Source organism: Corallococcus terminator (assembly GCF_049194865.1).
GTDB classification, from domain to species: Bacteria; Myxococcota; Myxococcia; order Myxococcales; family Myxococcaceae; genus Myxococcus; species Myxococcus terminator_A.
The window spans coordinates 155,027-168,187 of sequence record NZ_JBLZWL010000109.1 but is presented as its reverse complement, the minus strand read 5'-3'; the positions used below and the strand labels follow the sequence as shown (position 1 = coordinate 168,187).

Sequence of the window (13,161 nt, the reverse complement as noted above, 5' to 3'; positions counted from 1 at the left end):
CCCATGACCCTGACCCGCCGCCTCGCGCTGCTCCTGACGCTGTCCTCCTCCGCCGTCCTCGCCCATGAGCCCCCCTGGGGACGCGAGGACTCGCTGCGCAAGCGCATCCTCCTGGAGCGCACCTCCGTCTGCACCGACGGCAAGGGGCACTACGTCTCCTCGACGGAGGTCTTCGACAGCTCGCAGCGTCAGCACTTCTACGGAGACGGCGCCACCTTCACCGAGATGCCCATCGCCCCCAACGTCGTCCGGCTCTCCAGCGGCTCCTTCTTCGAGCCCCGCTTCTGGAACCCGGACCTGGAGGCCAACGCGAATGGCGTGGACGCGCGCGCGTACTCCGTCGTCCAGGTGGACCCGAAGGCGGGCACCTGCTCGGTGCGCTGCGGCCAGCGCGAGACGCCCCTCACGTTGATGGCGCCGGAGCCCGCGCGCGAGCTGCTGCGCAAGGCGGCCTACAACCCCAGCCCCATGAAGTACGAGCCGTACGCCCTGCTGCGCGACACCAAGGGCGTCTACTTCCTGGTGGAGCGGGGCCGTGCCGAAGCGGAGCAGAAGAGCTTCCGCGTCTTCATCGGCCCGCGCGGCCGGATGAAGCCCCAGCAGATGGTCAACGTCGTCTCCGACTCGAAGGGAGAGATTTTCTCCACGAAGAAGGGCGAGCTCCAACTGCTGCTGGACCGCGAGCTGCCCTCCGTCTGGGTGGAGAAGAAGGCCCGCCGCAAGCTGCGGCAGGTGCCCGTCTCCGAGAACCTGGCGCTCATCTACAACGAGCTGGGCGTCTACACCGGCGCGCGCCTGGGAACCCCCTGCGACGACCTGTGAGGCGCACCCCTCACCTGTCCTGAGAAGAACTCCCTCCTGACTCGCTGCGTTGGTGGTCGGACACCCCTCAAGTCCGACCTCCTGGGAGGTTTGTGCGCCGCGTCAGTGATGAATTATCCTGATGGAGTCAAGCAGCATGGCCACGCCCTCCCAGGGCGAGGGGTCATCCGGGGCCCGGTCCCAGCCGTCGCGGGGGGCCCGGCTGGGACCGGGGACCTCGTCCTGGAGTAACGTTTCGGACAATTGGCATCGGGGGGAGGGGAGATGAGCGATGGTGGTGGAGGAACCCGAGCTGGGGAGACTGTCGGCCATCCTGTTCACGGGCATCGAAGCCGCGGGCCGTCAGTCCTGGCGTGACGAAGCGCTCCAGCAGGTGGTGCGCGACGAGCACGCCGTGCTGGTCCGCGAGCTGTTGCCGCGTCACGGTGGCCGCGAGGTGAAGCGCCTGGAGGATGGCTTCCTGCTGGAGTTCGAGGGCGGACTCGCCGCCGTGGACTTCGGGCTGGAGCTTCAGCAGGCGCTCAAGGTGCACAACGGGCTGGTGGCCGCCGAGCGCCGCGTCGTCATGCGCGTGGGCGTGCACCTGGGCGTCGTCGTGCACCGCGATGGCGACGTCTTCGGCGAGGGCGTCAACCTGGCCGCGCGCATCGAGGCGCTGGCTCGGCCCGGCACCCTCTACGTCAGCGAGACGGTGGCGCGGCAGGTGGAAGGCCAGCTCGAGTCCCCGCCGGTGCGGCTGGGTCGGGGCGAGATGAAGAACATCCGCCTGCCAGTGGCCGTGTATCGCATCGACCCGCCGGAGCACCGCCGTCGTCAGCCGTGGTTGTCGCGCGTGCGCTCGCTCCTGGGCCGCAACACCCCGGCGAACTGAACCACGGGCATCCCGCCGCATGGAGCGCTACGGTGCGCGCCATGCCCCCGCTCACCCTCGTCGTTGCCTCGAAGAACTACTCCTCGTGGTCGCTTCGGCCGTATCTGGCGCTGGCCCACACCGGGCAGCCGTTCCAGGAGGTGGTCATCCCCCTGGACACCCCGGACACGCGGGAGCTCATCGCACGGCACTCGCCCAGCGGCCGCCTGCCGCTGCTCAAGCACGGCGACTTGTCCATCTGGGACTCGCTGGCCATCTGCGAGTACCTGGCGGAGACGTTTCCGGAGGCCCGCCTGTGGCCCCAGGAGCGCGAGGCCCGCGCGGTGGCGCGTTCGGTGACGGCGGAGATGCACTCCAGCTTCACGAAGCTGCGCGAGCACATGGGGATGAACCTGCGCGCGCGCCGGCCGGGGCAGGGCCGGGTGCCGGGCGTCGCCGAGGACATCGCCCGCATCCAGGCGCTGTGGACCGACTGCCGCGCCCGCTTCGGGCAGGGCGGGCCGTTCCTCTTCGGCGGCCACTTCACCATCGCGGATGCCTTCTTCACGCCGGTGGCCACGCGCTTCGTCACCTACGACGTGGCGCTGGAGCCGGTGAGCGCCGCGTACCGCGACACGCTGCTGTCCCAGCCCGCCTTCCAGAAGTGGGCGGAGGCCGGGCTGCACGAGCCGCCCGTGGCGAAGTACGAGTGAGCCGCCGCCCTCAGTCCAGCCGGCCCTCGCGCACGCGGGCGAACAGCTCGTCGTAGCGTTCCTCCGAATAGATGCGCGCCAGCTCCGCGTAGCGGCCCTGGCGCAGCTCGCGCAGGTACGCGTACTTGATGGAGTGGTAGCCGGCCACGCCCCACGCCAGCCGGGAGGCATCCGCTCCACCCCGGAAGACGGCGCCGTTGAGCACGCCGTCGCGCACCCACGCCGCCAGGCGCTGGAGGGCCACGGGCTTGAGCCGGCGCTGCTCGAAGTGGGCGCGCAGGGCCCAGAGCAGGGCGTAGCGCTCCTCCTTGGCGCTGCGGCGCGCCACCGAGGTGGCGAAGCGGTGGTCGATGGGCGCCTGCACGCGCCCGCCCCGCATCTTCGGCAGGGCCTCGTGGACGATGTGCCGCGCGTGCCACACGGCCTTCTCCCGCCGCACCAGTCGCGCGCGCCACTGGGTGCGGAAGAGGAAGCGGCGGCCCTCCAGCTCCGCCCAGTCGCGCCGGGGCAGCCGGTAGACGTCGGCGTCGGGCGAGGAGCCCTTCCACGCGCGCAGCGTGTCCAGCGCGCCGGGCTCCAGCGACTCGTCCGAGTCCAGGTAGAAGACGTAGTCACACGGCGCCAGCGCGTTCACCGCCGCCACGCGCGCGGCGCCGTAGCCCCGCCAGGCGTGTGACAGCGAGCGCGCGCCCAGCGAGGCCGCCAGCTGGGCCGAGCCATCCGTGGAGCCGGAGTCCATGGCCACCACGTCATCGCAGAGGGCCAGCAGGCCGCGCAGGCAGGGCTCCAGCGTGTCCCGGTTGTCGCGGTGGAGGACGTAGCCGCCGAGCCTCATAGACCCAGCGCCTGGAGCTGCGCGTCGAAGGCGGCGGCGGTGGTGAACAGCTGCCCGCGCAGGCCCAGCGCGTTGGCGGCGTCCACGAACTCCGGCAGGTCGTCGAAGAAGGCGGCCTCCTCGGGCTCGCAGCCCGCGCGCTCCAGGGCGATGCGGTAGATGTCCGGCTCCGGCTTGACGCTGCCCACCTCGCAGCTCATCACCAGCGCGTCGAAGCGCTGGAGCAGCGGCACCCGGGGCCGCAGGTAGGCCGCGTGCAGCGCGTTGGTGTTGGACACCAGCACCAGCTTCACCCGGCCGACGAGGGACTCCACCCGGGGCAGCACCGCGTCGTGGGTGGTGAAGTGGCTGCTCCACAGGGGTGCGAACTCCGCCATGGGCAGCTCCACCTGGAGCGCTCCGCACACGCTGCGGCGGATGCCCTCCGCGTCCAGCAGGCCCTTGTTGGCCGCGGTCCACCCGGCGCCCATCAGCCGCTGGGAGACTTCGTGCGCCTGCATCCGGGCACACGCTCCCAGTCTGGAGAAGAGCAACGCGTTGTCGTGGAAGACGAGGACGTTGCCCAGGTCCAGGAGGACCGCCTTCACCGCCGCCATTCATGCTCCTCGTGCCGCGCGACCCGCGCGGACCCGGGCGCCCGCCCCACCGCTGGCGCCCGGACTGCCGCTTCCAGAAATCCCGGAAAAGGCCACGCTAGAGGAGGGGGACGCGCTCAGGCAAATCGCGGGCGGGCACCGTGGAGTAGTCCGAACCCACGTCCAGCAGGACGCGCTGTCGCACCCGGTTGCTCAGCGCCTTGCGCAGCTTGCCGAGGAATTCCGGAGGCGCGGCGATGACGAGCTTGTCGAAGGCCTGGCGGTCATGTCCCTTGTCCAGGACGCCGGACAGCTCCCGGGCGAAGCGCTCATGCTCCAGCTCCCGGCGGCCGTTGGGCTCGTTCTCACCCGGCAGGCCATGCAGGGTGCCAGCGTTGGGGTTGTCCGGCTGGTCGCGCAGCTGTTCGCTCTTGGCGCGGCTCTCCTCGTGATGGAACTCCTCGACCAGACTCCACTCCTTCTCCGCCTTCGCGTCTGTCGCGAAGAGCCTTGCCCGGCTCGCGTTCCCCACAAGAATCCAGAGCTTTGCGTCCGCCATGTGTCACGCCTCCTTATGAAGGGAGATGAGGACCCACGAGGCACCCGGCAAGCTTCCAGCCACGAGCCGCTCCCCCTTCGTGCGCAGGGCAGGCGGCCATGTCGTACAGGGTTGACACCCACACGCCGACCTCCGGTGTCCGGAACCCGACCGATCATTCCGTTGGGAATGGCAAAGGAGTAGAACGACGGCATGCGCATTCCCGTCGTTCTGCCTGTCGCCATGCTGGCGCTCGTGCTGCTGGCCCGTCCCGCGCGGGCCCAGGAGCAGGGACTGGGGCTGGACCTCAGCTCCGATTCGTCTTCCCAGGATGCCCAGGAGCAGCCGGGCATGGGGTTGGACCTGAGACCCGAGGACGAGGGCGTGTCGCTGACACCGCGCTTCATCCTCGTGGGCCTGGATACGCCGGAGCGCGCGGGCGCGCAGCAGGCGTCGGTGTGGCTGCGGGAGCTGGCCAAGGGCGCGGTGTCCTCCGGCATGGTGGCCTTCGGCGCGAGCCCTCGTGAGGTGCGCGAGCGACTGGAGAACCGCTACGACGCGACGCTGCGCTGCACGCAGGTGTCGTGTCTGGCGGAGCCGGCGGAGGCGCTGGACGCGGACCTGCTCACCACGGCGCGGCTGTCGCTGGAGGACGCGGGCTGGACGCTGCGCGCCTGGACGTACGACAGGGACCGCGGCGTGGTGCACGAGGACGTGGTGTCGGGGCGCAACCCGAAGGACGCGGCCTTCCAGAAGGAAGCGGCCAGCAAGCTGGGCAGCCGGATGATGGCGCTGGGCCGTCCGCGCGCGGTGCTGAAGGTGAGCGTCAACGTCTCCACCGCGGTGGTGAAGGTGGGCGAGCGCATCCTCGGCGTGGGCAATGTGGAGGCGCGCCTGGCGCCGGGCACCGTGCAGTTGGAGGTGTCCGCGGAGGAGTACGCGCCCGTCACCCGGACGCTGACGCTCAAGCCCGGTGGGCGCGAGGAAGTGGACGTCCGGATGGAGATCTCCGGCCCGGCGCCGGAAGGTCCGGAGGACGCGGTGGCCCGGAAGGCGGCGAAGAGCTCGGGCGGCACGCCCATCTACAAGCGGCCGGCGCTCTACACGGCGCTGGTGGGCCTGGTGGCGGTGGGCGTGGGCGCGGTGATTGGCAAGAGCGCCAAGGACGTGGAGTCCCGGGCGACGGATGCGGATGGAGACGGGATGATCGACGTGACGCGCAAGGAGCGGCTGGACGCGCAGTCCCAGGCCAACCTGGCCACGGCGCTGCTCATCGGCGGTGGCGCGGTGACGGCGGGCAGCGTGACGTGGTTGCTGGTGGTGCCCTCGCGCAGCGAGGCGCCGGCGCCCACGGGGACGGTCAGCGCGGGCGCGGCCACGGCGGTCCACGTCGTCGTCGGCGGGAGTTTCTGAACTCATGAAGACCTTCAATTGCTGGCTGCGAGCCTTCGCCGCCCTGCTGCTGGTGTCCGGCGCGGCGGGCTGCGCGGTGGATTTCCCCAAGGACTCTCCCTACACCTGCGAGGTGGAGGCCGACTGCGGTGGGGAGGGGTACGTGTGCACGTCGCTGCCCAACGACGGGCCCAAGTACTGCTGCCTCCCGGAGTCCGAGGAGAAGTGCAACAACGTGGACGACAACTGCGATGGCCGAATCGACGAGGGCATCAACCGGCAGAGGGACCGGTTGAACTGCGGCGCCTGCGGCAACGTCTGCCCCGGCGAGCAGAGCTGTTTGGGGGGCATTTGCCAGGACCTCGCGGGGACTCCCTGACGCCACGGCACCGGCGACAGGCGGGTACGCTCGTCCGTGGGTGGACGGCGGACGGAGCGTGGTGGGGTGCGTGCGGGCTGGCATCCCCCGCGTGGAGTGCGGGGTCTTCGTGGACCTCCGTGTCCGAGGTGGCGCACGGAGGGTACGGCGCTGACGTTGCGTGGAAGACAGAGGGCCCGGCGTGGGTTGCCGTTGGGCGCGATCATGGAGAGTTCTCCACACCATGGGCAACGATGACCTCTTCGCGCAGACCCTGCTGTCCGGTCGTGGAGGCTCCATGAGTGGAGAGCCCCGGCTTGGCGTGGAGCTGCGGGAAGGCTCCGTGCTGGGCAGCTACCAGCTGGAGACGTTCCTGGGTGAAGGCTCCATGGGACGGGTGTTCCAGGCGCGTCACGTGCGGCTGGGACGGCAGGTGGCCCTGAAGGTGCTGAAGCCGGAGCACGCTCGGGACAGCGGCTTCGTGCAGCGCTTCTTCCAGGAAGCCCGCACCGTGAATCAGATCAACCACGAGCACATCGTGGAGATCTTCGACTTCGTGGACGAGGGCGAGGGCGGCCACGTCTACTGCGTCATGGAGCTCTTGCGCGGCCACGGGCTGGGCGCGCTCTTGAAGCAGGAGCCGCTGTCGCTCGCGCGAATCCAACGCATCGCCGTGCAGGTGTGCGCGGCGCTGGGCGCGGCCCACCACGTGGGCGTGGTGCACCGGGATATCAAGCCGGACAACCTCTTCCTCACCCAGCGCGCGGGCCAGGCGGACTTCGTGAAGGTGCTGGACTTCGGCGTGGCCAAGCACCTGTCCGCCGAGAGCGCTCCCACCGGCACGTTGGACGGCACCATCATCGGCACGCCGGCGTACATGTCTCCGGAGCAGGCCGCGGGACTCTCGGTGGACCCGCGCTCGGACATCTACGCGGTGGGCAACATCTTCTACGAGATGCTCAGCGGCCATCCGCCGTTCCAGGCGGAGGCCTTCGGTCAGCTGGTGGTGCAGATCATCACCCAGCCGCCGCCGCCGCTGCCCTCGCACCTGCCTTCTGGCGAGCCGCTGCCGCCCCAGCTCGAGGCGCTGGTGATGCGCTGCCTGGCGAAGGAGCCGGAGGCTCGGCCCCAGACGCTCGCGGAGGTGACGACGGGGTTGTTGCTGATGCCCCTCCAGACACCCACGTCTCCGGAGGCCGTGGCGGCGCTGGAGGCCTCGGAGCGGCCGACGCGGCGGATGGCCGTCGTCGGAGCGGCGCGTCGTCGCGCGGTGATGGCCGCGGGTGGAGCCGCGCTGGCGCTGCTGACGGGCGCGCTGCTGTGGAGCGGGACGCGCTCGACGGGTTCGACGAGCTCCGTGGGCTCGGTGGACGAGCCCCTGCTGGCGCGCGCGCCGGTGTCTGTCGTCGCGCCTCAGCGTGAGGCCGAGGTCCAGCAGGCGGAGCCGTTGCTGCCCGTGCCCCCGCAGCCCGCGGTCACGCTCACCGTGCACTCCTTCCCGGAGGGCGCGCAGGTGGTGCGCTCGGACACGGGCGAGGTGCTGGGCATCACCCCGCTGGTGCGTGAGCTGCCGCGCCGCGAGGTGCCGTTGAGCCTTCGGGTGGAGCTGGCGGGGTACGTGTCGTCGGAGCGCTCGGTGCGGCTGGACGCTCACGCCGAGCTGGAAGTGCCGCTGGCCAAGTCCCTCACCGCGAAGACGAGCGCGAAGAAGGGCACCCGGAACGCGCCCCCGCCGCGCAAGGGCACGCGCGCGGCGAGCGCCGACCCGGCCTCACGGTAGGAGCAGGCCGCCGCGCTGCTCGCGGCTCAGCGCGAGGCGGCCGTCTGCGCCAGCACCTGCGCGGCGATGCGGGAGATGCGCTCGTCGAAGCCGGCCGCGTCGTGGAAGGTGAGGCGCACGTCGCCCACCTCCAGCTTCGCGCCCGGGCTCAACTCCGAGCCCTCCTCGGCGAGGTCCTGGCCGTCGAGCTTCACCGGCCGGGCGTCCGCCACCCGCGCCACATGCCAGCCCGCGTGGGGCAGGGGCGTGAGGATGAGCTGCTCCCTCGACACGGTGGCGTCATTGACCACCAGCGTGTTGTTCGAGGCGCGGCCCAACCTCATGGGGCCTCGCTCCGCCAGGGCCACCAATTCGAAGCACATGGCGTCTCCGGCGGGCAGGCAGTCCCTCAAGTCCGTCAGGGGCAGTCGGGTGGTACCCACGTCCCCTCCCGTCGTCTCGGGGACGTTCCACGCGCCTGCCTCCCACACCAACCAGGGGTGTGGGTACTTGGCGCGAAACTTTTCCTTCAGAGCCATGTGCTGCCTCACCAGCAGCGAGAGCAGCAGAGCGCGAGCCATGGGTGACTCATAACCTCTTCGGAGCCCGGCGGGCGCGAGAAGGTGCGTCCAGGTGTCCACGAATGGTCGGAAGCCAGGCGGGGGAGGCCCCTCTCGCGCCCGGGCGGGGGCCTGTAGTACACCCGCGCCCACATTCGTCTGGAGGTCCCATGCGCCGCCTGCTGCTCGCTCCGTTGTTGCTCCTCGTCCCTGCTTGCAAGGGCGAAACCGCGAAGGACGTCACGGCCGCGGTGGTGGGCAAGACGGTGGAGGTCGCCAAGGGCGCCGGCAGTGGCGTGGTGGAGGGCATGAAGGAAGGCCGCAAGGGCGCGGTGAGCACGGATGGCTCGCGCACGCTGTCCGCGGCCGACGAGGTCCACGCCAACACGGAGCTGTCCGTGCTGGAGGTGAAGGCGTCCAGCGGGGGCGGGGTGGAGGTGGTGCTGGCCGTGACGAACAAGACGGCGGAGCCGCTGCACCTGCTCGGACTCCAGGAGGGAGGAGGCGCGCAGTTGCTGGACAAGGACGGCTTCGCCACGCCGCTCCAGGCGCGCTCTCCGGGGCAGGCGGCGGACTCCATCAAGGTGCCGCCCTCGGTGAAGGTGAAGGCGAGCGTCTTCTTCGACGGCGAGGCCGACAAGGTCGCGAAGGTCCGGCTGTGGGGCCGCGAGTTCACGGCGCCCGGCGCCGCCACCGCCGCCAAGCCGCAGCCCTGACGCCGATTCGTCCAGTCCCTGGAGACGTTGATGCGCCGTCTGTCCGCCGTCCTGCTGTGCGCGACGCTGCTGTCCGCGTGTGATGACTCCGAGGGCTCGGTGTACGTGCGGCCCCCTCCCTTCACCCAGTCGTATCCGGATGGGGGCGTCTCACCGGATGCCGGCTCGGGACCGGAGAGCTGGGCCTGTCAGCGCTCGTCCGTGGTGCGCGGCGCGCCCATCTCCCTGTGGGTGGGCCTGCAGCTCGCGATGAGCCGCGCCACCTCGCCCGAGGTCCGCACGGCGGCCATCGACCAGTTCGTCGCGGATGTGCAGGCGCAAGGCGGCACGCCGCTGGTAAGCGACGCGAGCTCCGGCCGGCAGCGGGTGGTCTTCTTCGTCCGGGGCGACGCCGCGCGCGACACGTTCGTGGCCGGCGACTTCAACGAGTGGTCCCCTACCGCCACGCAGCTGACGCAGGTGCGCGACACGGACCTGTTCGTCGCGGAGGTGGAAATCCCGCGCACGGGGCCGCATCCCTACAAGCTGGTGAAGGGCGGCAGCTTCGTCGAGGACCCGCGCGCGAAGAACGTGGTGTGGGACCGCCTCAACCGCAACGCGGTGGGCCAGTTCAACTCGCTCGTCTATCCGGATGCGCAGGACGCGACGAAGGGCCGGCTCACTGCCTGGTACGGCGTGCATGCCACGGTGCTCGATGATGCGCGCGACGTGTTCGTCTACACCCCGCCGTCGTATGACGGCCCGGAGTGCCCGACGCTGCCGGTGATGTACGTGCACGACGGCAACGAGAGCATCACCCGCGAGTCCTTCGTGGACGCGGCGGACGCGCACTACAAGGCGCGGCCCCAGGACGCGGCGGTGCTCGTCTTCGTGGCGCTGCCCAACCAGGACGTGCGGCTGGCGCAGTACACCTTCTCGCCCGCGCGAGCGCCGGGCTGGCCTGTGCCCAAGGGCGACGAGTACCTGGCCTTCCTGAAGGACGACTTGATGCCGCGCGTGGAGGCGGGTCTCCGGGTGAAGAAGGGGCCGCAAGACACGGGCATCTTCGGCGCGTCCCTGGGTGGGCTCATCTCCGTGTACGCGGGCTTCCAGTCCCCGGAGAAGTTCGGCTTCGTGGGCACGCAGTCGGGGACGCTGTTCTGGCCGCACGACGGCGAGGTGGACCGGGACGACGGCAACGCCATGGTGGTGCGCGCGGGGCAGGAGCCGGTGGTGCCGGTGCGCTTCTACGTGGACCACGGCTCGCCCGCGACGGGCTGCACGGGCGACGGAGAGCAGGGCTCCGACGACTGTCAGTCCAACCTCCAGTTCCTCGCGGCGCTGAAGAGCCGGGGCTACGACGTGGCCCACGTCCATGAGCCGAGCGGGCAGCACGACTGGTTCTTCTGGAAGAAGCGCCTGCCGAAGCTGCTGTGCGTGTTCCGCAACACCGACACGAAGGAGTGCGGCCTCTAGGGCTTCACAGCTTGGAGGCGATGGCGCGGGCCAGTCGGCCCGGGGCCTCGGTGTCCAGGGACAGGAAGAGGGAGGGCTCGGTGACTTCCACTTCCTGCAGGCGCGTGACGCCCTCGTTGTCCGTGGCCACGTCCACGCGCGCGTAGAGCAGCGGTGGGCCCATGGCCTCGAGCACGCGCTCCGCCAGTCGGCTTTCCTCGCGGTTGTCGGGTGTGAAGACGGTGGGCTGCGCGAAGCCTCGGGGCGCGGACTTGAGCGTGGGCGGCCTGCGCACCGCGTGGCTGAAGGCGCCGTCGAAGGAGATGTAGCTGCGCTCGCCCTCCGTCTCGAAGGCGGTGAGGTAGGGCTGCACCATCAGCTCGCACCCGGCGGCCAGCTCCGTCACCAGGGCCGTGGCGGTGGCTGCTTCCGAGCGCGGGAGGATGTGCGTCTTGAGCGCGCCCGCGGACACGGCGGGCTTGAGGACGACGGTGTCCCAGCCGCGCGACCTCATGAGGGCAGCGACGTCCAGGGTGCCGCCGCGCTCCACCCAGACGGTGGGCGTCACGGGGATGCCCTTGGCCTCCAGCTCGCGCAGGTAGAACTTGTGCGTGTTCCAGCGCAGCACGTCGGCGGGGTTGTGGAGCTTCGTGAGGCGGCCCACCTTCTGGGCCCAGGCGACGAAGGTGTCGCGGCGCAGGTGGCTGTCCCAGGTGGTGCGCACGACGGCCAGGCGCACGGTGCGGAAGTCCACCGTCGGGTCGTCCCAGACGACGGGCCGCGCATCCAATCCCAGCGCCTTGAGCGCGGGGAGCAGGGGAGCGTCGTAGGCGTCCAGCTCCGGCAGGTCGGCAAAGGTGAGGACGGCCACGTCCATGGTGTGTCGCTCCCGGTGAGGCGTGCGCGCCCTGATTAGCGCGAAGGCGTCACGGGCGCAGGGGTTTCGAGGGGGCCGCGCGTCAGGCCGGACGAGCGGTGGCGGGTGCCCGTGGAGGCGCCTGTCCGGAGGCCTCTCCGGCCTTGTCCGCCTTGTCCTGAAGGTTGCGCGCCTGGGCCTCGCGCAGCGCGTTCGCGAGCAGCGCCTGGCCTCGGGGATACGGCGCGCCCTCGCCGTCCACCGCGAGCAGCTGCTGTCGCAGGAGCGCGCCGCTGGCGGTGCGTTGCTCCGGCCGCTTCTCGAGCAACCCCATCACCGCCGCGTCCAGCGCCGGTGACACCTCCGGGTTGAAGTGCGAGGGCGGCGCCAGCTCCTGGTCCAGCGTCGCGCGCAGCAGCGCCTCCTGCGTGGAGCCCTGCAACGCACGCCGCCCCGTGAGGGCCTCGTGCAGCGTCAGCCCCAGCGCGAAGAGGTCCGCGCGCCCATCGAACGGCCGGCCCGCCGCCTGCTCGGGCGCCATGTAGCCCAGCTTGCCGCGCACACTCCCCGCGGCGGTGAGCTGCGAGCGCGCCGAGTCCCGCGCAATCCCGAAGTCCGACAGCTTCACGTCACCGAAGCGCGACACCAGCACGTTGGGCGGGTTGAGGTCCCGGTGCACCAGCCGCAGCGGCTGTCCGTCCGGGCCCGTGCGGCGGTGCAGGTAGTCGAGCGCCGACGCCAGCTCCGCGCCCAGGAACGTCACCGCCGCCACCGGCAGCGGCCTGCGCGCCAGCCCCCGCATCAGCGTGCTGAGCGGCATCCCGTCCACGAACTCCATTGCCAGGAAGTACGTGCCGCCATGCCGCCCCAGGTCGAACACCTGGACGATGTTGGGGTGGTTGAGCGACGAGCACAGCTCCGCCTCCCTGCGGAACATGGTGACGAACTCGTCGTCGTCCGCGAACGAGGGGAGGATGCGCTTGAGGGCCACCTGCTTCTGGAAGCCACCCTCCGGGCAGTACGTGGCCCGGTACACCTCCGCCATGCCGCCCGCGCCCACGCGCTCGTGCAGCACGTACTTGCCCATGACCTCCTGCTCGCGCAGCGCCGACAGCGCCCCGCGCGTGAGCTGGAGGAAGTGCCGCGCCAGCGTCGCCGTGAAGACGCCCGCGGCCACGAAGAAGAACGCCCGCGTGGCGATGAAGCGCGGCGTCAGCGTGATGAGCGCCGACTCCGGCAAGAGCGGCTGGACGAAGAGGAAGTAGATGCCCAGGTACTCGGCCGCCACGAGGAGGCCCGCCGCCAGCGCCAGCCGGGGGTTGCTGCGCAGCGTCGCGAGCGTAATCAGCGTGGGCCAGATGACCAGCGTGGGCGCGGTGAGCGCGTAGATGGGCCCCTGGAAGCGCAAGTCGAACGCCAGCACCACCGCGGGGATGCTGACCTCAATGGCCACGTTGAGCCACGGAATCGCCGGATGGAACGCGCCCGAGCGCAGCACCCGCCACAGCGCCGTGTAGTAGAGCGCCAGCACCGCGGACAACCCCATCAGCGCCTGCGTCAGCCCCCAGCCAATGGAGGGCCCCAGCGCCGCGGCCACCAGCACCGAGGCGCCCGACAGGCCCGCCATGAAGCGCGCCACCGACAGCTCCCGGGCCTGCGCATCGCGTCGTAGGTGGCCGTCGAGGAAGCGGGAGACGGGGCTCGTCAAGGTGTGCACGGTCATCGGTTGTCCCACTCTACAAAAACCTGGGAA

At 70.9% G+C, this 13,161-nt stretch carries 14 protein-coding genes; 8 read left to right on the top strand and 6 right to left on the bottom strand.

Going from position 1 to position 13,161, the window contains the following annotated elements:
- The first annotated feature begins 3 nt into the window (after nucleotides 1–3).
- The 3 genes from ACN469_RS33370 (at nucleotide 4) to ACN469_RS33360 (ending at nucleotide 2,385) form a co-directional block, all read left to right on the top strand.
- Nucleotides 4–822: a hypothetical protein gene (locus ACN469_RS33370; protein WP_498774611.1), complete on the top strand. Its 819-nt coding sequence runs from the start codon at nucleotides 4–6 to the stop codon at nucleotides 820–822.
- Nucleotides 823–1,093: 271 nt separating this feature from the next.
- Entirely contained in the window at nucleotides 1,094–1,693 is a 600-nt protein-coding gene (locus ACN469_RS33365; RefSeq protein ID WP_498774609.1) for an adenylate/guanylate cyclase domain-containing protein, read from the top strand.
- Between the two features lie 41 nt (nucleotides 1,694–1,734).
- Entirely contained in the window at nucleotides 1,735–2,385 is a 651-nt protein-coding gene (locus ACN469_RS33360) for a glutathione S-transferase family protein (protein WP_498774780.1), read from the top strand.
- Nucleotides 2,386–2,395: 10 nt separating this feature from the next.
- Here ACN469_RS33360 and ACN469_RS33355 read toward each other — a convergent pair whose 3' ends face one another.
- The 3 genes from ACN469_RS33355 to ACN469_RS33345 all read right to left on the bottom strand — a co-directional run bounded on the left by ACN469_RS33355 (nucleotide 2,396) and on the right by ACN469_RS33345 (nucleotide 4,354).
- A complete protein-coding gene (locus ACN469_RS33355) occupies nucleotides 2,396–3,220 on the bottom strand; it encodes a glycosyltransferase family 2 protein (protein WP_498774607.1) in 825 nt (274 codons plus the stop codon).
- The gene (locus ACN469_RS33350; protein ID WP_498774605.1) at nucleotides 3,217–3,816 is read right to left on the bottom strand and encodes an HAD family hydrolase; all 600 of its coding nucleotides are present in this window, start codon (nucleotides 3,814–3,816) and stop codon (nucleotides 3,217–3,219) included. Before ACN469_RS33350 ends, ACN469_RS33355 begins: the two co-directional genes overlap by 4 nt.
- A gap of 97 nt (nucleotides 3,817–3,913) precedes the next feature.
- Nucleotides 3,914–4,354: a host attachment protein gene (locus ACN469_RS33345; protein ID WP_498774603.1), complete on the bottom strand. Its 441-nt coding sequence runs from the start codon at nucleotides 4,352–4,354 to the stop codon at nucleotides 3,914–3,916.
- 192 nt (nucleotides 4,355–4,546) lie between these two features.
- Here ACN469_RS33345 and ACN469_RS33340 point away from each other — a divergent pair, with 192 nt between their 5' ends.
- The 3 genes from ACN469_RS33340 to ACN469_RS33330 all read left to right on the top strand — a co-directional run bounded on the left by ACN469_RS33340 (nucleotide 4,547) and on the right by ACN469_RS33330 (nucleotide 7,863).
- Nucleotides 4,547–5,746, top strand: a complete 1,200-nt coding sequence (locus ACN469_RS33340; protein ID WP_498774601.1) for a PEGA domain-containing protein — start codon at nucleotides 4,547–4,549, stop codon at nucleotides 5,744–5,746.
- Between the two features lie 4 nt (nucleotides 5,747–5,750).
- On the top strand, nucleotides 5,751–6,104 hold the full coding sequence (locus tag ACN469_RS33335; RefSeq protein ID WP_498774599.1) for a hypothetical protein: 354 nt from the start codon (nucleotides 5,751–5,753) through the stop codon (nucleotides 6,102–6,104).
- A gap of 223 nt (nucleotides 6,105–6,327) precedes the next feature.
- Entirely contained in the window at nucleotides 6,328–7,863 is a 1,536-nt protein-coding gene (locus tag ACN469_RS33330) for a serine/threonine-protein kinase (protein WP_498774597.1), read from the top strand.
- Between the two features lie 26 nt (nucleotides 7,864–7,889).
- On the opposite strand, the gene ACN469_RS33325 is transcribed toward ACN469_RS33330, so the two are convergent.
- Complete coding sequence (locus ACN469_RS33325; RefSeq protein WP_498774595.1) at nucleotides 7,890–8,423, bottom strand: FHA domain-containing protein; 534 nt, start codon at nucleotides 8,421–8,423, stop codon at nucleotides 7,890–7,892.
- A 149-nt stretch (nucleotides 8,424–8,572) separates the two neighbouring features.
- Here ACN469_RS33325 and ACN469_RS33320 point away from each other — a divergent pair, with 149 nt between their 5' ends.
- Entirely contained in the window at nucleotides 8,573–9,118 is a 546-nt protein-coding gene (locus ACN469_RS33320; protein ID WP_498774593.1) for a hypothetical protein, read from the top strand.
- Nucleotides 9,119–9,148: 30 nt separating this feature from the next.
- Nucleotides 9,149–10,573: an alpha/beta hydrolase gene (locus ACN469_RS33315; protein WP_498774591.1), complete on the top strand. Its 1,425-nt coding sequence runs from the start codon at nucleotides 9,149–9,151 to the stop codon at nucleotides 10,571–10,573.
- A 4-nt stretch (nucleotides 10,574–10,577) separates the two neighbouring features.
- On the opposite strand, the gene ACN469_RS33310 is transcribed toward ACN469_RS33315, so the two are convergent.
- A complete protein-coding gene (locus ACN469_RS33310; RefSeq protein WP_498774589.1) occupies nucleotides 10,578–11,429 on the bottom strand; it encodes an ATP-grasp domain-containing protein in 852 nt (283 codons plus the stop codon).
- A gap of 82 nt (nucleotides 11,430–11,511) precedes the next feature.
- Nucleotides 11,512–13,131, bottom strand: coding sequence for a serine/threonine-protein kinase (locus ACN469_RS33305; RefSeq protein ID WP_498774587.1), 1,620 nt, complete (start codon nucleotides 13,129–13,131; stop codon nucleotides 11,512–11,514).
- Between the last annotated feature and the right edge of the window lie 30 nt (nucleotides 13,132–13,161).